The sequence below is a fragment of the uncultured Winogradskyella sp. genome, assembly GCF_947498345.1.
Classification (GTDB): Bacteria; Bacteroidota; Bacteroidia; order Flavobacteriales; family Flavobacteriaceae; genus Winogradskyella.
In genome coordinates this window covers 244,766-269,616 of the sequence record NZ_CANMJY010000004.1, presented here as the reverse complement: position 1 = coordinate 269,616, position 24,851 = coordinate 244,766, and the positions used below count along the sequence as shown (strand labels likewise).

At 34.0% G+C, this 24,851-nt stretch carries 10 protein-coding genes; 7 read left to right on the top strand and 3 right to left on the bottom strand.

Annotation, left to right across the window (positions count from 1 at the left end; genetic code table 11):
- Positions 1-43: 43 nt before the first annotated feature.
- Positions 44-3,028: a hypothetical protein gene (locus tag Q0912_RS07590; protein ID WP_299113674.1), complete on the bottom strand. Its 2,985-nt coding sequence runs from the start codon at positions 3,026-3,028 to the stop codon at positions 44-46.
- Between the two features lie 557 nt (positions 3,029-3,585).
- On the opposite strand from Q0912_RS07590, the gene Q0912_RS07585 reads away from it, so the two are divergent.
- Positions 3,586-5,487, top strand: coding sequence for a tetratricopeptide repeat protein (locus tag Q0912_RS07585; RefSeq protein WP_299113670.1), 1,902 nt, complete (start codon positions 3,586-3,588; stop codon positions 5,485-5,487).
- A 143-nt stretch (positions 5,488-5,630) separates the two neighbouring features.
- Entirely contained in the window at positions 5,631-7,379 is a 1,749-nt protein-coding gene (locus Q0912_RS07580; protein WP_299113667.1) for a T9SS type A sorting domain-containing protein, read from the top strand.
- Positions 7,380-7,412: 33 nt separating this feature from the next.
- On the opposite strand, the gene Q0912_RS07575 is transcribed toward Q0912_RS07580, so the two are convergent.
- Positions 7,413-9,080 (bottom strand): patatin-like phospholipase family protein, encoded by a 1,668-nt coding sequence (locus Q0912_RS07575; RefSeq protein WP_299113664.1) that lies wholly within the window; start codon positions 9,078-9,080, stop codon positions 7,413-7,415.
- Between the two features lie 289 nt (positions 9,081-9,369).
- The gene (locus Q0912_RS07570; protein ID WP_299113662.1) at positions 9,370-9,954 is read right to left on the bottom strand and encodes a hypothetical protein; all 585 of its coding nucleotides are present in this window, start codon (positions 9,952-9,954) and stop codon (positions 9,370-9,372) included.
- Between the two features lie 472 nt (positions 9,955-10,426).
- On the opposite strand from Q0912_RS07570, the gene Q0912_RS07565 reads away from it, so the two are divergent.
- From Q0912_RS07565 to Q0912_RS07545, 5 genes are all read left to right on the top strand, one after another.
- Complete coding sequence (locus Q0912_RS07565) at positions 10,427-10,900, top strand: hypothetical protein (protein WP_299113660.1); 474 nt, start codon at positions 10,427-10,429, stop codon at positions 10,898-10,900.
- 267 nt (positions 10,901-11,167) lie between these two features.
- The gene (locus Q0912_RS07560) at positions 11,168-12,487 is read left to right on the top strand and encodes a hypothetical protein (RefSeq protein ID WP_299113658.1); all 1,320 of its coding nucleotides are present in this window, start codon (positions 11,168-11,170) and stop codon (positions 12,485-12,487) included.
- 96 nt (positions 12,488-12,583) lie between these two features.
- A complete protein-coding gene (locus tag Q0912_RS07555) occupies positions 12,584-14,050 on the top strand; it encodes a gliding motility-associated C-terminal domain-containing protein (RefSeq protein WP_299113655.1) in 1,467 nt (488 codons plus the stop codon).
- Between the two features lies 1 nt (position 14,051).
- Positions 14,052-16,544, top strand: a complete 2,493-nt coding sequence (locus Q0912_RS07550) for a PorP/SprF family type IX secretion system membrane protein (protein ID WP_299113653.1) — start codon at positions 14,052-14,054, stop codon at positions 16,542-16,544.
- A gap of 66 nt (positions 16,545-16,610) precedes the next feature.
- Positions 16,611-24,833, top strand: coding sequence for a T9SS type B sorting domain-containing protein (locus tag Q0912_RS07545; protein WP_299113651.1), 8,223 nt, complete (start codon positions 16,611-16,613; stop codon positions 24,831-24,833).
- Positions 24,834-24,851: the final 18 nt, after the last annotated feature.

Here is a 24,851-nt window from a genome sequence, read left to right as displayed (position 1 = left end):
AATCTATCCATAATAACACATATTAAAACCAATCATTAAAAAGTTACTCATTAAGTTCTTCCATTTTATCCAGAAGCTCCTTATGAAAGGCTTTTGTGTTTTCTTTAAAATACCATCCGGCATCAGTATCATTCATATCATACTCTAACATTGGGTTGACATGAATATTGAGGTCTTTCAACGAAAAGAACAATGATTTTTCATCGTTGTTTATTTCCGATGTGCTTAGAGGAATTTCTTTTTTCAGTCCTTCAATTTTTAAGCCCATTACTTCTTGTGGATAATTATTCCTCAAGGCTTTAGACCAATCATCATCCAAAAATGGATCTAATGCAGCGTTTTTAGACTTTACTGTTCCTGGTAAAGAAATTTTATGTTCGGTAACTAATTTTAGTGTAGAATCTCCATTAGCAGACAGCGTTCGCATAAAGCCGTCTTTACTTTTAAGTACTTTTTTGGTGTCCTCTATTAAGTAAAGATGAAACTTAATTTTGTTCTTATCCTTTCGGGATGCTTTTATCTTAACTTTTGTACCATTTTTTAATACTGCATAAACCTTTATTCTCGATTTCCTTGACAGGTAACCGTACCATGGCTTATTAAAATCTTGTCCTATGATACTTACAATTAAACTTTCGTTAAAGGTGTAATTTACCTCATCTGCCATATCATTAGCTAATCCTACCAAAATACTTTTAATGCTAAATGACTTACCAGTAATATTTCTAAATAGCCCAAACAAGGTTCCACCTACCGCAATAAAAGGAGATGCTACCGACAATGGAACCTTCCATACGGCTTTTAGTTTTTTAGGGAGCATAGATTTAACACGCGCTATGCTTGGAGTGAAAAGTCCTTTTTTAAGGTCCTCACTGTAATTATTCTTTGAACTAAAAAACTTAGTATTACGAATGTTTTGTTCCAGAATTTCAGTAATGCGGCTTAAATCTCCAAATGTATTATCTTTTAGGTAGGCTCCGCCTCTTTTTTGAGGGTCTCTAAAACCGTCTTTAGCACTTAAGGCTTTAAGAGTTGCCAGACGACCATACTGAAATGAATAGTTTTTAGATTTTTCTGAGGCAAATCCTGCAAAGGCTTCAATCTCTGTCCCAGGGAGATCAATAATATTTTGGTTCTTATCCATAGGCAGAATGGCTGCTTTGATGGCTTTTGGGTTTTTTCCTGCCGTGTTTAAAGATACCTCTACTATAACCTTAAATACTGTAGCAGCAAATAAATTGATCGATTTAGGTTTATTGGTGATTTTAAGTAACTTATAAATATCATCCAAACTAATATTATTACCCAGTTCCCTTATTTGGCTTTCAATCTGGTCAGCTCTCAAGTCCAAAGCCTCAAAACTCTCACCATTCCATTCACCATCACTTGTTTTGCGAAGCTCTTCAATAAAATACGTAATGGGATTCCTGGTACCTATTGAGATGATATCTTCGTTGAGTTTGGTTCTAATTTTGCTAAAGGCGTTTAAGCACACATCAACGTTAAGCATTATGTCATCATTATCATCTAAGTACGAAAAGATGACATCTCTAAGTGCCAGATTTTCTTTTGTATCCCTGATTTTATCGTCCTCTTTAACTCTCCCCTGATTTTTCAGCAACCCGACCAATGAGCCTACACTGCCAATTAGCTTGTCAATCTCGGTAGTATCTTTTATCTTTTTAGTTCCACTTATAGGACTAAATGAGGAAACTTTAAATTTTGGAATCGGTTCTTTTCTAACTATGGGGTCAACAAATAAGATTAGCCGTTCAGAATTTTCAATATCTACCCTTTTATAATCCTGAAAACTTGCAATTCTAAATGCTTCTTTAATAGGTTCATTGTTAAAAGTGCCACCATCAACATATGGAAAATTAAAACTGGTATAATCTAAAACATCATTATCCTTATCTTTAAAGAAGCTGTTTAGTTGTTTGTTTGCTAAGTGTTTTTGAATTTCTAAAAACGGAGAAGGCCATTCAGAAATGATATCTTCACCTTGTCTGTTTTTATATATGCTACGTTTAACGTTAGATGACATCCAACTCTTTATAGTTTTTTCGTTGGCTAAGCCTAAGTTATATTCTTCCTGATAACGTTCTAAAAGAACAGGTGGAAAAGCTATTGGAAATGCACCACATGCTAATGCAGAAGCTGAAATAGTAGCCCAAGCCTCATTTTGTGTTAAATTAAAATGTGTTCGGCTTGCTGAATTATTTACAGGACTAAACTTTAACCACCTCTTATCACTTGGCTTTCTTTTTTCTACATCAGCATCGAAAATAAAATCAATGACCCTTATTTCTGCATGATTAAAAACACCTGTAGAATTGATAACATTGCGCTGTAATTGATTGAGATCCTCTCTATTAAGATTAATTGGCATTGGTAAAATATTGGTTAGAGAGCACGCAAAAAGTACTCGCTCACGATCTAAGACTTGCAGATTATCTAATTTTGGGGCACCACCCATTAAAAATTCTTCAATTAAGCCTTCCATATGCTTACGTTCTAAAAGCCCAAAGGAGTCATCGGCAATATGTTTATAGCCCGACTTGACCTTATTTCCATATAATTTAATTGCATCAACCCGTTTAACCCAAATAATCTCCTGGATTTTTTGTGCCAACTCCAAGGCTTTTAAGGACTCTTTCTTAGAATGCGAAAGCGCATTAAATTTTTCACTTTCATTATTAAAATACGTTTTAATGAGTTCAGTAACCAACCGATTTTCACGGTTTAATAATGCAAATTCCTTATCGTTCTCATCATCTTTTATAGGGTTCCATTTAAGAAGCATAGATTTATAATCAATAAGACAGCGTAGCATTATGGTTAAGGCAATTGCTCCCGCACTTGCACCACTCATTCCATCTACAAAAACGTTCTCGTATGGATGACCATCTTCATCTTTACCATGTATTATTAAAAGTTTGAGAGCCTCTGTAAGCGCTGACCCTGAAAACGATCCTAATGATACTCCTCCACCCATGGCAAGGCATATACGTAATGTTTTTCCTGGCATATTGTATTGTTTTAGTTTAAAATTGATATATCTACTAGTATGAAAGCTCTATTAGTTTTCCATAGGCTTTCATTGTCAACTTTTTTTGATTATAAAGCTTAATGGTACTTTATAGTTAATATAGATTGTTGCATTCTCATCAATGTTAATAATCAAATGAATAGTAAGACATACCCAATACTGGGTAAATCGTATACCAAAAAGCGTTATTAAATAAAATAAGGGTGGGATTAATCACTAATAATCAAGTGATTACTATAAAGATAGTAAAAATATTCTAAATCATTTTAGGTACATTTTACTCCAGACCTCTACTCTACTGCTAAAAATGTGTTTACTCGCGCTATTCTTAGATTTATGTACTTGTATATATAAAATGGAAAGCTGTAAATAAAAATCGTACTTTCCTATGGATATCTTATTAATTCTACAGGATTATGGGTTATCTGTAGCTAAGTTTTATCTCTACATGGTCTCTACATATATAAGGTTATCTAAAAAGCTGCATTGTATAAGATTAAAAGAATCTGTAGTTTTAAGAAAAATAACACGTTCATATGAGGACATTCATAAGGTTGCTATTTGGGGTTTTATTGTCATTAACTAGTTTTCATTTAGCGTCTCAATCTACCACGCAACATGCAACAGATACTACTCAATTTAATTTACTTTATAAAAAAGCTAAGGAAATAGCTGCTACAAAAGCACCTGAAGCTATTAAGTTACTAAAGATGTCATTAGAGCTAAAAGACCTTGCAGATATATGTCCAGATTGTGAAATGAAAGCATTAGCCTTACAAGGAAATGTGTATTTCAGACAACATCAAACAGATTCAGCTATACTTATTTACACAAAACTAAAGAACTCAGCTTTAGCTAATACCCATTTGAAATACTTATCTATGAGTCTTAATAATTTAGGTAGCTGTAATAATGCAGAAGGAAATTATACACAGGCTATTTCATTTTACAAAGAAGCCATTGAAGTAAAAAAACAAATAAATGATTCTTCTGGAGTAGCTAGAGGCTTATTTAATTTGGGATCGAATTTAATCAAATTTGGAAATTTTGATGGCGGTTTAACCTATCTTCTTGAAGCTAAAGACTTACGCGAAAAACTTAAGGACACTTCTGGAATTGCAACTGCTCTAAACAGTATTGGAGTACTTTATAAAAAACAAAATGATTTTGATAATGCGCTTTTGTATTTTGAAGACGCTCTAAAAATGAGTAAGCTTCAAAAAAATGATAAAGTGTCTGCAAGGCTCTATAGCAGTATAGGTACTGTTTATGAAGCAAAAAAAGAATATACAAAAGCATTAGACTATTATGAGGAAGGACTAAAGTACAGTGAAGCTTCAAATTTTAAATTTGGAATAGCTCTGACTTTACTTAATTCGGGTAATGTACTAATGGAAATGAATGCGTTTCAAAACGCAAAAGAGCGTCTTTTGAGAGGGTATGACATTGCTAAAGAAATTAAGCGAGAATATTTTATTACGGCTGCATTACACAAATTAGGATGGTGTTATTTTAAACAAGGAGATATTTTAAAAGCTATTGAGTATACCAACAGTGCCATAGATAAAGCTAAAGAATCTAACGATTTACCTGTACTTCGGGATGCTTATGAAAAGTTAGCCATAATTTATGAGTCGCAACAAAAACACAAAGCGGCTTTAAATTTATGGAAAGAGCATTACGTGCTAAAAGATTCATTATTTAATGCAGATAATATAAGGAATACTGCAAACATTCAAACCAAACATAAAATAGCTCAAGAACAGTTAAAATATAATAACAAAATAGCTTTAAAAGAAAATGAGTTAGAGCTTTTAGAAAAGGAAGAAGAATTAAAAACAAAAACTATTTGGGCTTTAAGTTGTGGAATTCTTTTAATTAGTGTACTTGGTTTTTTAGTATGGAAAAATCAATATCAAAAATTAAGACTTAACCAAAATGAGAAAACCATATCTGAAACAAAATTAAAAAATGCCACGCTCGAAAAAGAGCGTATGGCCTTAGAAGTTGAAGTTAAATCTAAAGAACTTAATAGTTTCGCTTTAAACATTTTACAGAGAATTGATTTTATAGACAATTTAAGAGATACCATAAAATCTTTAAAAGGCGAAGGCTCAAATTTAGGTAATGAAAAACTAGAACTTATAGATATAAAGTTAAGAGAAACGCAATCTTTTGAACAGGATAGAGAGCTTTTTAAAATGAAATTAGATCAAGAGCAAGATACTTTTTTGCGCAAAATGAAAGGAAAATACCCTAGATTAACAAAGGATGAAATTCGTTTAGCTGCACTTTTAAAAATTGATTTTTCGTCAAAAGAAATAGCAACCATGCTTAATATTGAGTCCAAAAGTGTAGATATGAAGCGTTATCGTTTAAGAAAAAAAATGCAACTAGGAAAAGAAGTTAACCTTAATGCCTTTCTAAAATCGGTTTGATTTAAATTAAATATAAATCATTGATTATAAATTACTTAACTTATTATTATTTGAGCCTGTAGTGATTGTGTAGAGATAAAAAAACTAAAACAGATATAGTTTCTATATAAATTTATAATGTTGTTTCACATTACTATTTATATATGAAAAATAAAATACTTTTTCTGCTTTTTGCTGTATTGACTATATACACAGCAAATACTCAAATACCATTTGTTAGATTGTCTGAGTCTAATAACCCTAATGCTATAGATGATGGTCTTGCTTGTGCAACTTCTGCCACCAATACATATAATGAAAACGCATTTTACAGATTTTATGATTTACAAAGGTATGTTGATAATGGTACTATAAACTCTGGTACTTTTATGCTAACAAATCTTGAATTTGCACAATCATCAGCCGCTGATGACACCATGCTTACATATTTTGTAGGTACTATAGCTCGCAGTGATTATTATGCGCTTCCTGATTCTCCATACAACCTTATTGGTTTAGATGTATTATCAATTATCCGAAGTGGTAATCATATGTGCAAGTCTTCAGATAATGGATCATTAATTAATATTCCTATTGATCCCTTAACTCTAGATACAGATCAAATTATATATTATTCTATTCAAGCGGCATCTGGAGATTTAGATACACACTTTTTTGTTTTGGGCGGTAATGATTTTGGAGAAAACTCTTCTGCATATTTTAATACTTCTGCAGCAGATTGTGATGTGGTTGATCTTAATAGTATTATTCCTTCTGCAATAGAAAGCATCGGAGGCTCGTTTTTTTATGCTATAATGAATGTTTACGGTATATCAAACCCATCAGAAATAAGTCAACCAAATGACACCTGTGACACTGCCCAAGAATTAACAGTAGGTGCATCTTTTGATGATAATCCTGTGGATCTTAACACACTAAATGCCACACAAGAAGGAGGTGGCTGCAATACGGGATTTGAACTGCCGGTAAGTAACGAAATATGGACAAAAGTTATGATACCAGCTGAAGGCCACCTAGTGGTTGAGACAGGACCTGACGTAGTTACTGGTGATACCCATTTTATTTCAGGAATGGATGCATGGTCTGGAGCTTGCGGCAGTTTAACTTATTTAAGTTGTGGAGATTCTGTTTTTTCTACTCATAATTTTTCATCAATAGTTATAAATGGTACACCAGGAGAAACGGTATATGTTAGAATATTTGGCAATTTTATTGTTCCATTTTCTGTATCTGCCTATAATCCACCAGAACCAATAAACATAACCTGCGATAACGGTCTTACCTTAACCGTAGGAAGTGTATTTGATGATGAGGCTATAGATGAAACCTTCCTTTGGACAGAAGGAGAACCGCTATGGCATACCTTTGTTGCACCACCAGACGGTAATATTACTATTGAAACCGGTCCAGATTCAAACGGTAATGTTTCGGCTAATACTTCAATAGCTGTATGGTCGGGTATGTGTGGAAGTATAGCACTCGTTGCTTCAGATTCAAATGGAGCAGACACATTTAATTTTTCAAAACTCGAATTAACAGGTTTAGAGCCAGGAGACACCTATTTTCTTACGATTGCAGATTTGTTTGGAGCATATAGATCGCCATTTTCAGTATCAGCATACAATACTACATTGAGTACTGATGATAACACTTTCGATAATTTTAGTTATCATCCCAATCCTGTAAATCATACTTTGACTTTTAATTCATTACAAAACATAGACGAAATAACAGTGTCCAATCTTTTAGGTCAGGTGGTTTTAAAACTAGAATCTAAAAATAGTGCACCCATCGAAAAGGTAAATCTTTCAAGTTTAGAAATCGGAATATATTTATTTAAGGTGTCAATAGGTAACCAATTTAAGAGTATTCGTATTATTAAAAATAAATGATAACAAAATCTTTCATCTGTTATGTTTCAAGCATTAAACCAACCACAAAGGATTTTTATTAAAAGCTTTCCAGTCTTTTTCTAAAGCGTCATAAAGCTTATTGATTTCTGTAAGATCATCCCCTACACTATCATTATCGGCTTTAAGTTTTAATATATAATCCATTAACTCATAGCAAGCTGTAAATTGTCCACAAGCTATAAGCGCATCCATTCGGTTTTTAGCAACATCGTGCGCATCCCACCATAAGGTCGTTGGCATTTCTGATGCCGTTAATGCTACACTTTGCAATACTTTTGAAGGTTTAGGTTTTATAGCATCGTTATACTTGGGAGTACCATTAGAGTAAGGTGTTTCCTGGCCATTTAGCTTATATATAGTTGTTGTAACACGACGATGTTTTAGTTCTGGTTTAGAATAAAACAAGTCATAGTTTAAACGTCTCATCTGTTTTAAAAAGACATCATTGATCATAGTACTTGCTGATGTAATTCTATCTGATAGCATACGTTTTACAAGATCAATATCTAGTTTTTGAAAGGTCAATATGTCATCTAATAAGGGTTCTGGTATGTTCTTTTTAAAAATGGATTTGAGCCTACTTAGTGTAAATCCCTTAATAACTGATGCTATGAGCCCTAAAACTGTAAACGTAATACCAACACCTAGAATAACACTTCCTACTATATAAAGACTGGTAAAGGCATTGCCAAAGACTGAAAGGTTGTTTAGTATAATGATAAGCAAGCCAGCTAGTAGGGTCAACCAATATAATGGTTTAATCGTAAAATATTGTAACACTTTATTTATAACCTTCTTTACTGTAGAGCTCTTACCAATTTTTGTATTATCCTGTTGCCAGGGTTTCATTTTATAACTTCCAACATCATTAACCATTATTAGATCCAGGCCATCATCCATACGTTCACTTATAAGCATCATACTACCTATACCTTGGTTATCTGCTATACCTCCATCCATGATACCAACACCATCAATAAAAACATCTAAACCTTTTAAATTTTTATATTCTGAAGTGTTTTGATCTTTAAAATAATCATCAGGAAACACTAAAGGTTCAAACCCAACTGGAAAACATGAGGAAGAAGCTACTACATCACCAAGTTCTACTTTATTTCGCAATGCATTGACTTGCTTTTGATAGTTTTTATATAAAGGAGTATTACCAAAATATCCCCTATTTTGAAAGCGATATGTTAACCCAAATGAAAAGTCTGTGGCATTAAAACAAACTTGTTCTAATTGTTTTATTTTACCGTTCTCAAAATGCTCAAAGTTGCCATTAAATACTGGCATTTCTGCATAGGTTAAAGCAAATGCGTTAATTAGTGAGCGCTTTTTATAAGGGTTATCTTTCCATACCTTATCATCCTCGAGTTTTGCAATAGCGGTTTCTAATAATTTATTATTTCCTGGTTTAAAAGTCTCATAAAAGGTGTGATAAAAATTCTTAAAATTATAACCATCCTGTTGCATTGCCTTGGCAAATGCTACTCCCAATAAGGTACCACCACTAACTGTGCTTAAAGCTTTTACAGATTCTAGAAGTGGCTTGCCCTTATATTGTACTTCATTGAGATATGATACAATACCTAATGCATAAAATGTAGCTCTAAAACCACCTCCACTAAAACACAAACCAATTTTTTTAAAAGGCTCAATTTTTTTTTCTTGTGACATGACTTAGTCTATTTTTATTTTACTATTATCAGCATTAATTCCTAAATGAATGCCGAAAATAGTGAGTAAATTATCTTCATTTACAGATTTAACTTTTCTTGAAGATGAACAAAATAAATAATCTACAAACACAGATTTATACTCAATGTTGGGCAAATTCAAAAGCCAAAAGAATTAATACAAGGAATTTATTAAGGGATAGTTAAAGGTAAAACTTTTATGATATATAAACATAAAAAACCTTGAATAAATAAATATTCAAGGTTTTGCGGTTATTATGTCTATGAACTTAAATAGTCGGTTCAGTATCTTCAGACAAAATAATATCTTTATTAGCTACAAGAATGCCATTTTCTTTTTTAGTAGTCAGAATTCTATTGGTTTGATTGTTTTTAGCTAAACGTTTTCTACAACGCTTAGTTAATAACGGATCATCATTAAATACAAAAGAATGTAATTCATATTCTTGTTTTGATGGAGCCTTAATTAAAGGAAATATCTGTTGTAGCTGATTGTATCGTCTATCGTTTCCTGGCACGAATGTATGAATAGTATATCTCCCATTTGCATCAGTTTTAACCCAGCTTCTATGAAATACATAGCGCTCATCGCCTGTACGTCTTAGATCAAAATCTCCATCTTCGTCAGGCTGCTCTATATAAATTATAACATCTTTGGCTGGAGTTACGCCATCATTTTTATAAACTACACCAGTTAATTTTAACTTATTGGTCTTAGATCTGTAATCTGGAATGGTATCTGTATGACTAATCTGAGCTACGTCTCTATCATGTATAGGGCTGTTTTGTGCAGCAATAGGATGTATTGCACTGTAAAAACATATCAAACAGAACGCAGAAATGAAATTTTTCATGAGAATAATAAGATTTGGGTTGCACCAAAATTGCCTCAAAAAACCTCATAATCCCTAAAAATCATATAAAGTCCTCATTTTTACGATTAAACGAAAAAACTTACCAATTTCTTCGACGAATAACCTAATAATCTGCACTAGATTATGAAGCAATTTTGAAATTTGTATCGTACATAATCGCAGTTTTTTTGAGAAAATTAAAACGAAAAAATGATCCTCTCAAGCAATATTTGGTTCCATTTCGAGGTGAATTTTAGTCTAATTTATGTTAAAATTTTCATCAAAAAATGAAAAAATCACAATATGTATTTCATCGATTAAATATGCATTTAATCCAGTAAATACGCAGTTTATCCAAGTTTTTTGCATTTAAAGTGTTAAAATTTTTTGAAGAAAAATGGCAAATTATTGTGGTTTTTCATATAAAATTATATAGATTTGTCACCATTAGACCAAATCTAAAACTAAAAACATGAAAACTAAACTTACTTTATTTGGCGCAATTTTTTTCTTAATGATGAGTATGGGTCATGCTCAGGATAAAAAAGTTGTAAAAAAGAAAAAAGACCATTCAGAAAGTATCATTACTGGCAAAGTTAACATTTCTAAATATCATAGCCGTGATCAATTAAATGATATGACTAAAGGCCAATTATTAGATCTATACATAGAACGTATAGAAGTAATAGTTAATATTCTACCAAACATTGCTTTTGCAACTAAACCTGGTGTTACTATGGAAAACTTAGGAATTCCTGAAACCAAGGAAAATAAAAAGGCTTTGGCAGAAAACAAAGAGGCTTCAGGCGATTACTTTGATAGTACTGTTGAATTTCAAACAAAAATATTACCGTATTCTGATACCAACGATCTTATCGCTGCCATATTATTTTATGAAGCTACATTAAAATCACTACATACTTACAACGATTTTAAAGAAGATTAGCACAGGCTTTTGAGTATTAAAATTGAGTTACTGAATGTGTTCAGTAACACTTAAAGTTACTCAATAAAGTTAAGTGTTTGATTTACAGCGAATTATTACACCTGCAAAATTTGGGCAAAATAATATTAATTTTGTAGGAAAAATAAATATTATCATAATAAATAATGTATTTTATCGATATTTTTTGTGTTTCATAGGTTGAATTCCTATGTTTGATACTCATAGACCTAACGATTTTTTAACCTAAAATAATTGAATTTACTTACTATGAAAAATCTTATTCAAACCGCTCTTATTACCTTGTTGGTGCTAAGCAACTGCTTTGCTCAACAAGAAAAAGGAATAATTGGTTACGACAATTGGTTAAATACCTGGACAGAATTTAAACCAAGTACTGCTAAATATGGTGAGCCTACTCAAATTTTAAGTGGTAACATATCTAAAGATACCAGATTACTTAAAAGAGATGTCTACCTACTCTTAGGCGACGTTTTTGTTACAAACAATGCAACATTAACCATAGAGCCTGGTACCGTTATTATGGGTGACTTTAAAACCAAAGGTTCACTTACTATTACTAAAGGATCAAGAATTATAGCTAAAGGAACACAGACCGATCCTATTATATTCACATCAAGTAGAGGAAGTAAAAAACAAGGTGATTGGGGAGGACTATTCATTTTAGGTGATGCACCATTGAATATCTTTGGAAAATTATCTGCATTAAATTACGGGTTAAAATCATCTTCTACTGAAAATATTGCCTACGGTGGTGAGAATATAGAAAATGATTCTGGTGCCTTAAGGTATTTAAGAATAGAATTTGCAGGTAAAAGAGCAAAAGGCTATGGTTATTATAATGGACTCACATTAGCTGGTGTGGGTAATAAAACCATAGTAGAAAATGTAATGGTTAGCTATTGCGCTGGTAATTCGTTTAATATATTAGGTGGAACACCTATTTTAGAAAGATTAGTGTCGTATAGATCTAGTAGAAATGATTATGAGTTTAATTATGGCGCACAATGTCAGTTAATTAACTCTTTAGCTATTAGATCACCATATGTGTCTAGTGCTGATGGTTCGCGTTGTATAGTCTTAAAATCTTATGACATAAAGGAAGAAGCTGATACATCTAAAAAACAAACATTTGTAAATGCAGAGAATTTAACCTTAGTAAATATTTCAGAAGATTTAAAGTCAGACATAGCTGTTGGCTTGGTACAAGAAGCTATATATATAGGAGCAGACACCTCATTTTCAATAAATAAAAGTGTTATTTCTGGTTTTTATCCCGCTGTGATTTTGGATAACAAAATTGCCTTAAATAATGAGAATTTAGAGAAAGTTCAATTCACAAGAACATATTTTAACAACTGTAAAGGAAATATTTACAGAAGCGGTCATACCAATAATGATGACTTAGAAAGTTGGTACGGAAGCAGAGCATTTGATAATCTATATTCTAGAGGCTCAGATGCCGAGACATTCATTGATGCAAAAAGCAGTAGAAATCCAGATTTTAGATTACAAGTAAATAGAATTATTGCATCTAATGATTTTATTGACGATGACGATGATGACTAAGACTCGTTGCAATTTTAAATTGAAATATATTTTAATTGATTATTAAAATAAAAACACCCAATAGCTTATAGATTAAAGAATTACAATTCACGAAAAATGCTTAAAACTACTAAATTAAACAATTTTTTTGTTGGAATTTGCCTCATGACCTTTGCTCTGCAAAACAAAGCAAATGCACAATTAGTGATTGGTGCTCCTAACCTAGGTTTTAGTCAGGCATGTGCAAGTGATTCTTTTAATTCTTACGAGGCTACATTTATATTTTCACCAGAGTCTGCTTTAAATGCTTCTAATCAATTTTCTATAGAACTATCTGATGCTGACGGAGATTTTTCAAGCCCAACTGTAGTATATACATCATCGCCAGGTTGGATAACAACTTCTCCTGCTACACTGAGTTTCTCAATTCCTGAGACTACAGCTGGAGAAAATTATAAAATCCGTATTAAAAGTAGCTCTCCTGCTGCGACGAGTTCACCTTCATCAGCATTTGCAGCTTATTATAAATTACAAGACTCGCCATTTACAATAAACAATCTGGTTTCTACAGGAGCTTATTGCATTGGTGGGAGTTACCTACTTACAATAGACAATCCTGGTACTGGGAATAATGATTCTCCACTTAACTACCCTTCACTTACATTTAATTGGTTTAAAGAAACTGGTCCTACAACATCAGTATTTGTCGCAGAAGGCACTACCCTATCTGTTAGTGAAGAAGGTACATATTTTGTTGAAACAAACTATGGTAGTTGTACATCAAACTCATTTTCTAATCGTGTAACGATAAGTGAAGCTAGTGCCTCTGGAGAAGCTGATGCTACAATAGCATCAAGCTTAGGCAATCCTTATTGCCCAGAGCAAGGTTTAACCACACTTAATACTATAGGTGGTAATAGTTACCAATGGTATAAAGATGGTAATGAAATACCAAACGCTACAAACCAAATGTATCAAACTGATGAGTCTGGTACATTTTCAGTTATAGTAGATCTAGGTGATTGCTCAGCTTCTGGCTCAATTGAACTGGTAAGCGAACTTTTTGAAAGCGAAATAAATGTCGATGAAACCAATAACATGCTTGAGGGTGAGACATTAACAGTTACAGTAACAACAACTGCAATCAACCCTGAGTTTAATTGGTACTTTAACAACCAATTAATGGTTGATGAGACTGAAAACACTATAGATGCTACTGAATTTGGTGATTATGAAGTGGTAATCACAGAAACAACGGGTTGTACGGGTTCGAGATCTTATCAGTTTACTATTGAACAAGGTGTGGATCCATTTCCTGATGTTAATAAAATTCCAAATGTTATTAGCCCAAATGGTGATTTCACTAACGATACATGGGTTATACCTCTAAAATATACCACAGGTACAAATACAGAAATTGTAATTCTAAACGAACAAGGAAAAGTCGTTTTTCAAACTATAGACTATCAAAATAATTGGCCAGAGAATAATTTAAACCTCACCAATATCAATCAATTGTTTTATTACATCATTACAACTGCTGATGGCAAAACTAAAAAAGGATCAATAACCATTGTAAAATAACATGAAAGCACTACCTCTAATCATCATATTTTTATGCTTCTCTGTGCAGTTTGTCTGTTCACAGGAAGATGATGGTGTGGTTGCTTTTGATTTGCCAATACGAAATTCTTTAGTTTTTAACCGTTTTGCCATAAACCCAACATTTACTTTTGTTAGGGAGCAACAAAAATATATCAGTTTTAACAACAAACGTGAATGGGTACAATTCGATAATGCACCAGAAACGTTTGTTGGTAGTTATTCTGGGCGCTTTGCAGAAAATATAGGTGCTGGTGTGGCGGCATTTCAACAAAACTATGGTGTTTTAACAACATTCGGTGGTTTGCTAAATTTTGCTTATAACGTAAAACTTAGACAAGACAACAATCTTACTTTTGGTCTCAATGTTGGTGCTTATAAAAGTGGAGTTAACACCTCTAATGTGGTTGCAAATTTTGATGATCCTTCATTACAAAATGTACCTGAAAACTTTTTACTTACTGTTAATCCAGGAATAAATTATGGTACAAGACTTCTGGATTTTGGTATATCTATAAACAATCTTGTATTATATAATTTTGAAACTTCTGAAATGATTCAGGATGATCCAAAACAAGGCATCCAGGCACATGTAATGCATACGGGCTTTTTTAGTGGTCAAGGCTTTTTTGAGAAAACAAAATTTTCAGGATTACTTATGTCAGAGTTTAGAGAAGATGAGACTATAATCTCTGGATTAGCTTCACTAAATGTACCTAGAGGAATTTGGTTTCAAGTCGGCTATAACAATCGATATGGTGTTTCAGGAGGAATAGGATTAAACGTTACAAAAAATATTGCTTTAGAATATAATGTAGAAAAAGCCATAGGTGAATTGGTTGAATTCGGACCATCACATGAAATTACGCTGGCATACCGATTTATTACCAAAAAGAACTATGATTATAGTGGTGACGAAAAAGTAAGCGGATTATTCACTAAAAAAAGAAAAAAACCTATTGTTGAAGCTTCTGAAGAAGAGCTTGCTGGTATAAGAGCACGTGCTGCTGAACGAAGAGCACAAGCAGAACTAGATAAAGAAGCTGAACTTAAGGCTCAAAAAGAAGCCGAAACCAATGCACTTGCTGAAGCACAAGAAAAAGCGCAACAAGAAGCTGAAGCTAAAGCTAAACAACTGGCGGAAGAGAGAGCTAAAAAAGAAGCTGAAGCACAAGCAAAGCAATTAGCTGAGCAAAAAGCTAAAGAAGAAGCTGAAACTAAAGCAAAAGAAAGAGCAGCAACTCGAGCAAAATTATTAGCAGAGAAAAAAGCTAAGGAAGAGGCTGAAGCGCAAGCAAAGCAATTGGCTGAACAAAAGGCTAAAGAAGAAGCTGAAGCAAATGCCAAGGCCTTAGCAGAAAAGTTAGCTAAAGAAGAAGCCGCAGCTAGAGCACAGTTATTGGCCAATCAAAAAGCTAAGGAAGAAGCTGCAAAACGTGCAAGACAATTAGCAGAACAACAAGCCAAGGAAGAAGCTGAAGCAAAAGCTAGAGAACTTGCAGAACAACAAGCTAAAGAAGAGGCCGCCGAAAACGCAAGACTACTTGCAGAACAAAAAGCCAAGGATGAAGCTAAAGCTAAAGCAGAATTAATTACAAGTCCTAAAGACGAACTAGGAAAAACGATGCTAGAAATTACTAAGGAAGCTGATAGTACAGAAACAAAACAAAAAGAATTGCTTAAAGAGTTTGATGATATCGTTGAAATTAAAAATAAAGACCTTAAAGATTTAAAAGAAGAAAACGATCTTAGTGAACAAGGCATTGCTGTTCAACCTAGACCATTTAAGAGTGTAACGGCAGAAAACAACAAATTAAATGCAATAAAAGCTGACTTAGATAATATTATTGAGGAAAGAAGCCAAAAAATAGATGAGCTTAAATCACTATATGAACAGAGAACTAAGTTTAAGACCACAGAATTAGATGAGGTTAACCTTTTCTACAAGAAAAAAATTGAGCGCCTTACTGAAGAACAGGTAAAGAGTATTAAAGTCAAAGAAGATTTGGAAGTTAAACTTGAAGCAATTAGAGTTGCTACAGAATTTGAAAAAAGAAGACGTATTAAGCGTGCTGCCTACAATAATGAAGCTGACAGATATGCTCAAGATAGAGCAATGTTGCAGAATATAAAACGTACAACCAAACCAATTGAAACACCATACAAATCTGAGGATTTTGATTTCGGTGAGAAGCAAAATGATAATATTAAGATCTTAAAGAATGTAAAGAATGTAGAGAGTGGATACTATTTAATCATTGCTGTACATAGTGATATTAAGAAACGAAATGATTTTGTGACCAAAGTAGTAGCCTCTGGACGTGTAGACGTAGACTTTTTCTACGATGTTAACACTAGTAAGTACTACATATACTATAATAAATTTGACAGTATTAATGCTGCAAATAAAATTATGGAAACCAAAGGAGACAGACCGTATAACGTAAATATGACCCTCGTGAAAATAGAAAATTAAATAAGTTAAGTCGTTCTTTATTATGTCATTGCCCCAAGATATAGTGAGGAAGTAAAACAATGTATCATGAAAAAACCTACTTTTTCAAGAGTTCTAACTATCGCATTGATGATATGTATTGGTCTAGTATCGTCTGCGCAAAATTATGTGCCATTTACTCCAAGATTCAACCAAGATTTAAAAGGAGATATTGTATTAATAGGTAATAATATTCTTGGGCCAGATAATAATGCCTTTAATGACGGATCTGTTTATAATCACAATGTCAATATGCAATATATTGATATCGATGGAGATCCAAGTACTTTCAGTTCTTCAAGTGCTGATTTAGAAATTCCTAACCCAAACTGTTACCGAATTATTTATGCAGGCTTATATTGGGGAGCCGTAAATCCGGGTGACGAACCTATTACTACTGTTAAACTAAGGGGTCCTTCGGGAGGATATAATGATATTACCGGAACCATAGTTTATGATGCCAACGGCACAACGGTAGATGGTGGTGATAGTTTTTCGTATGCGTGCTTTGCTGATGTAACCAATATTGTAACAAGCTTTGGTCCTGGTGCAGATTTAGGAACCTATACAGTTGCCAATATATCTTCAGGCTTAGGTGAAACAGCAACTTTTAATCCCTATAATGGTACTGGGCAATCAGCAGGATGGTCGCTTTTTATTGTATATGAAGACCCTACACTTCCTGGTAAGTCCATAACAAGTTTTGACGGCTTCAGTGCCATTAGCGTCCCAGGTAATAACCCAAATTTGGATATTCCGGTTAGTGGCTTTAGAACAGTTCCTGCTCCTGCACCTGTAAGAGCAAATTTTGCCTTTGCAACACTTGAAGGTGATAGTCCTATTTTAGGGGATAGATTACGATTAAATGGTGTAAGCTTATCTACCACTGATCGACCTGTTGCTAATTTTTTCAATAGCTCCGTTACACGATTAGATGCAACACCAGTAACCAATAGAGTACCTAATAGTACTAATACTCTTGGTTTTGATACAGGAACCATTAATATACCTAATCCTGGTAACTCAGTAATTGCCAATGATGCAACATCTGGTATTATTAGGTTAGAGACTAGTGGAGACACATATTTCCCTTACTTCTTTGCCTTTGCGGTAGAGATCATTGAACCAAATATTGTGCTTACCAAAATTGTAGAAGATGATTTAGGCAATGATATCGGAGGGCAAACAGTAGACTTGGGAGCTGCACTAAACTATGTAATTGGCTTTCAAAACACTGGTAATGACAATGCTACAAATTTTCAAATAAGAGATATTCTACCAATAAATATAATTTTCGATTATCCTTCGGACTTAATTTTACCTCCCGGAGTTACTGTAGCTAGCTACGACCCTGTAACTCGCGAGCTAATCTTCAACATCGATAATTCCCTTGTTGAAGAGAATGATCCTGTTTACGAAATAAGAATTGAGGTTCAAGTTGTAGATACTTGTAGTGAACTGGCTGATGCATGTTCTAATATTATAAATAATCAGGCTTATGCAACCTATAATGGATTTTTCAATCCCACGTTTCAAATTACAGATGATCCAAGTTTAAATAGTAATACAGGTTGTTTGTTTACCCCTCAGGCCACTAACTTTTTAGCTGACCTTGACTGTGAATTCATTGAGGAAATTATACTTTGTGGGGACACGGTAGAATTAACAGCTGCAGATGGTTATGACTCTTACACTTGGTCAACAAGCCCAACTGGAACACCAGTAATAGGAAACACACAAACCATAACTGTTGATGCTACAGGGACATACTATTCATTTAATAATGCTATTGCTCCATGCCAGTCTATTGAGCAGCAATATGAAGTAGAGCTTTTTGGCGGTGATGTAGAGAATCCTGTAATACCTTACGCTGATGAGGTTGTTACTTGCCCTAACGATGGAAAACTGTTGCCTAATATATTTTTATGTGGTGCTAATGATTCAAGATTGATAGAAACAAATATTGCAAATAGTACATCTATCATTTGGGAACAATTAGACGAAACAAGTTGTGCAGCGGTTACTGATCCAGACTGTGCAAATGAAGATGATACTTGTGTTTGGAACGAAGTTGTAACAGGTTCTGATTTTCTAGCTAATACTTCAGGACAATTTAGATTAACAATCAATTACCCTGGCGGATGCTTTAATCAGTTTTATTTTAATGTCTATCAAAACTTATTAGTGCCTACTGTAGTGTCTACAGATATCATATGTACTACTAACGGTAGTATTACAGTAAATGATGTACCTTCAGGTTATGAATATAGTATCGATGGTACAAACTATCAAAATAGTAATGTATTTTCAGTTACAACTCCTGGAACGTATTCTGTATATGTAAGACAAATTGGGGTACCAACTAACCCATGTATTTTTTCAGTTCCTGATGTTTTAATTAGAGATAGAGATTTTACAGTAACATCAACTGTTTTACAACCGTTATGCTATGGTGACAAAGGAAGTATTCAATTGGCAGCAAATGATGTAGATCCGCAATATACATTTACACTTAGCGAAGGTGGAACTTTGGTAAATACTGTTGGCCCAATTGTAGATAATACTTATCTATTTGAAAATTTAAATCCGGGAACATACACTGCTACTGTTGAAACTGAAAATGGGTGTCTACATTCTGAAGATATTACAATAATTGAACCACCATTACTAACTGTTAGTGCGGCTTTAACTACACCTTTAAACTGTACAGATGGTGAAATTACAATTTATCCTCAAGGTGGTACTCCACCCTATTTCTATTTTATAAATGGCTCTACAGATTTTCAAACTGTTCCAGAAATTATAGTTACGGCATCTGGTACTTTTGATATCACCGTAGTAGATTCTAATAACTGTAGTGCTAGCACAACGATTACAGTAGATGATGTACCTGAGCCTGATTTTAATATTACTTCGACAGATATTTTATGTGGTGGTACTGGTGATACAGGTACAATTACAATTAACGTTATTAATCCTAACGGAAACACTATTGAGTATAGTATTGATGGTGGATCAACATACACCAATTCAAATGTATTTACAGGACTTGTAGCTGGAGATTATAACGTTGTTTTACAATATACATTGGGAACATCAGTTTGTACAACTGATCCTCAAACAGTTACTATCACAGAGAATACTGCCATTTCTGGGACTGCGGAATTATCTGCCCCTTACAACTGTAACACCAATGGAACTATTACAGTAACAAATGTAATTGGTGGTAATCCACCTTATGAATATAGTATCGATGGTACTACATTTCAGACAAACAATACTTTTACAGATTTAACACAGGGTACATATACAATTATAATTAGAGATGACAATGATTGTACAGCTGTAACCAATGAAATAACTATAGATGTATTAAACCCTCCTACAGATTTAGAATTTGCAAATACACCTGTTACTTGCCCAGCAATAACGAGTGATATAACTGTTACAAATGTTGTCGGTGGTACAGGATCTATAGAATATCAGATTATTGCTCCAGCTTCAGCTGCAACACCATACCAAGCATCCAATGTATTTTCTGGTCTTGCTCCAGATACGTATACGTTTCAGGTAAGAGACGAAAATGATTGTATTTATAGCGAATCTTATACAATAGATCCAATCCCAGCACCAACGGTAAATGTAGTACTAACAGAAGGGCTTGATTGTACAGCAACACCAGATGCTGAATTTACAGGTAGTATTACAGGTACTTCTCCATATACTTATGCGGTATCCATCAATGGTAGTGCTTATTCATCATTAGGTACTATTCCAGCAACGTTTGTATATAACACCTCAACCGCTGGCACGTATCAATTTCAAATTACTGATGCAAATGGTTGTATAGCAGAATCATCTGTTATAACTGTTAATCCTATTACACCTCCTTCATTTAGTGCCGTGATAGAAAGTGAGCCTATTCTGTGTAATGGTGATGCAAATGGGGCAATAGATATAACTATTGATGATACAGTTGGTACTCCTCCATTTACAATAAATGTAAATAACGATACTACAAGCACTGATTATGGCACACAAACTTCTGGTTTACCAGCCGGAACTTATACTATAACGATAACAGATGCTAATTCGTGTTCTACAACAGAAACCATTACAATAGCGCAACCCGATCCAATTACATTCGATTTAAGTAAAGTAGATATAACGTGTAATAATCCTGGAGGGTCTTCATTAGGTTCAATTACTGTTGAAAATGTTTCGGGAGGTACAGCACCATTTACGTATTTTATTTCTAACAACTTCAATGATGTTATTACAGGCAACCCTTATAATGCAACTTCAAATGAAGACTATACATTTAATATTATAAATTTTGGTATTTACACAATTAATGTTGTTGATGCTAATGGATGTAGTCTATCACAACAAATTACTATAGCCTCTCCTCCATCAGATTTGGATATCAATGTCAATATTGCTGTTCCAGACTGTACTGTAGGTGGTACAGCAGAGGTCACAGCAATATCTGCCGTTGGTAGTGGTAGTTATGAATTTGGAATTTTAGAATTCAACACTATACCATACACCTCAACATATTTTCCTCCAGATACACCTGGAGGAAATGTGAGAACATTTACCAACCTTATTCCTGGTGTAGTGTACACCTTTGTAGTACATGACATGGTAACAGATTGTTATTATGTAAAATCTGCAGACACCGCTATAGATCCAGCATCTACATTAACCTCTACAGTAGAGCCAAATAATGTCTCTTGTTTAGGTGCTGATGATGGGAGTGTTACTTTCACCATTGATAACTTTGATAGCACTACAACATCTGTAGATTATGCTATTTATTCTGCATTTGAAAATCAACTTGTAGATGGACCAACAAATTTACCTGTGACCTTCGGAGTTCCAGAAACAGTGACAACACCAAATCCGGGTACACTTCAACCTGGGCAATATTATATTGTTTTTACAGAAAACGGCACAGGATCTTTTAATGGATGTAACTCTGCTTCAGAAATCTTTGAGATTATAGAATCTGCTGTTCAATTGGATTTAACTGTGTCAGTAGATCAAAATGCAAATTGTAATCCAAACTCAGGTGTAATAAGTGCTATTGGTCAAAATGGTACAGCACCGTATGAATATCAAATTACAACAACACCTGCAGCACCATTAGTAACTGATGCTGGATGGGATTTAGCAAGTGTATTTAACGTAGATGCTGGCAGTTACTATATTCATGTTTTAGATGCTTTTGGATGTATAGTTAGTAGTCCGGTTACTATAATTGATATGGATGATTCACCTGTAATTTCTGCAACAGTTAATAACCTTTGTGAAATTACTGACGGTAACTATGAAATTGATATTACATTAGATATACCAAGTACCGCACCATATAGTTTTAGTATTGATGGTGGAGCTTTTCAAACACAAACAGCATCATTTACGATTTCAAATTTATTTGCAGGTACGCATACCATTGAAATACAAGATGCCAATGGCTGTGGAAATTTAGTCTCAATAGACATAGACGAACCTATAGATGTTATAGCTGAGGCAACAGCAATGCCTTCGTGTAATAATGATGACGGAGAAATTACGATAACAGGTACTGGTGGTTCTGGTTCTTATAACTATAATATTGCTCCAAATCCCGCTTCAATAAGTTTAAGCGGAAATGTATTCTCAGGAGTACCTTCAGGAGTTTACACTATTACAATTATCGATACCGTAACATCCTGCACAACAGATGTAACCATATCTGTACCGGAAGCAACACTTCCATTATTTACTTTAACATCATCCTCTGTAACATGTTTTGGGGATAACACAGGTACGTTCGATATTAATATAACAAATTATACAGGTGCATATACCTATGAGGTCTTTGATAGTTTAGGAGCATCAGTAACTGGAGTGGTTAATGCCAATACATCTACAAATCCATTAACAGTTACAGGAATGACAGCAGGTACATTCTCAGTTGTAATTACCGAAACTGAAGTTCCGTTCTGTTCTAATACCTCAAATGTTATTATTACCTCACCTCAGGAAGCATTGACGCTTACGTTATCCGAAACATCAAATGTTACTTGTGATAATAGTCAAGGAACAATTACTGCTGTTGCTGATGGTGGATGGGGAGATTATGAATTCGAATTAACTGGTGATGCAACAGTACCATATTCTACAAATAATACTTTTACGGATTTATCTGCTGGTACTTATACTGTAAATGTAAGAGATGCAGAAGGTTGTATTACTTCGGAAATGATAATACTAAATGAGCCAAATCCAATTACTGCAACCTTTACTCCGAGCACTACAATGTTATCATGCTTTGGAGATCAAGATGCCAGTATTACCATTGATATGGTTTCGGGAGGGCAAGGTTCTAACTATGTATATACATTAAATACTATTAGTCCTGTAGCAAGCTCATCTGGCCCTCAACTATCAAATGTATTTAATGATTTAGGTGCCGGAACATACACTGTTACTATAACAGATGGATTTGATTGCGAAATGACATCATTAGATATCGTCATTGCTAATCCAAATCCACTCGATGTTAATTTAGTAAGAACTACAACACAAACTTGTTTAACCGAATCTACGTTGACTTTAAGTGCTTCTGGAGGCACTGGCCCATATGCTTATAGTGACTCAAGTACATTCACAAATATTTTAGGAAACTTTGCATCTTCGATAACATTTTCGGTTACTGAAGGAACATATGCGTATTACGTTAGAGATGCTAATGGTTGTATTTCTAATGTATCAAACGACATTACAGTTGATCCTCTGCCTGAGTTAGTGATTAATCTAGAATCTTCCAATCCAACTATTAATTGTGCTGGTGATAATACAGGATCAATCATAGCCACTGCACAAGGTGGATTGGGAGGTTATAGTTATACGCTTGAAGATGGTTCGGGAGTTACAATTCCTGCCACACAAAATAGCCCAGGGTATTTTACCGAGCTTGTGGCAGGTACATATATTGTTATGGTAGAAAGTGGCGATTGTGATACAACATCTGCTCCAATTACTATTACGGAACCTTCAACACAACTAGATGCAACCATTGCAGTTAATAATATTACTTGTGCAGGAGGAGATAATGGTTCAGTTGTAATTAATGCAACTGGTGGTACAGGAATCATACAATATGCCATTTCACCTCAATTAAATCAATTCTTCCAAACTAATACTTTTGAAAACCTTGCAGCAGGCGATTATAGTTTAATCGTGCAGGATGAATTAGGCTGTTATTTAACTTTCGATTTTACAATTCAAGATCCAGAACCCGTTATATTAACGATAGTACCTGATTCATTGTTTCCAGAACTATGTGAGAATGATGGCAATGGTGAATTCAGTATTGATATTTCTGGAGGTAATTTACCATATAGCGTAAGTTTAGATAATTATGATGGTCCATATATTACTGGTAGTGCTAATCAAACTGTATTTGACTTCACTAACCTAGAAGGTGGTGACCACATAGTCTATGTTAGGGATGCTGAGGGTTGTGAATCTGAATGGAATATCACATTCCCAGAACCTGTAATTATAAACCCTGAAGTAGACATTGAATATATCTGCGAAAATAATACACAAAGTAATATTGTAACAGTAACTATTGATGAATCTAACACCGATTTATCACAGTTTGATTATTCGTTAGATGGTGGAGACTATCAACTGAGTAATGTATTTGAAAATGTACCTGTAGGTACAGACCATTACATAGATGTTAGACATACCAATGGTTGTGTTCAACGAACGGAGTTATTTGATATTGAAGGTTATGTACCAATAACCTTAACACTTACTGAAGGAGAACTCAATGAAATTATAGCTAATGCCTCTGGAGGTACTGGTATATACGAATTTACTATGAATGGTGAAAATTATGGCACCTCAAGTATATTTACTATTACCGAAACCGGATTGTATGTCGTAACCGTTACTGATAGTGCTGGTTGTGTTGCTGAAGCACAGATAGAATTAGAGTTTGTTGGACCTTGTATACCAAATTGGTTTACACCAAATGGTGATGGAGAATATGATACATGGGCACCTGGGTGCGTGGATAATTATCCTAATCTCACCTTCGATATTTTTGATCGTTATGGCCGTAAGGTAGCTACATATCGTGTTGGAGAAGTTTGGGATGGCAGGTATAATGGCGAAGAATTGCCTACAGGTGATTATTGGTTTGTTGTAAAGACCAATGCCTCAAATTATGATAAGGAATTTGTCGGGCACTTTACGCTATACAGGTAACCCAAATTGAATGAACTA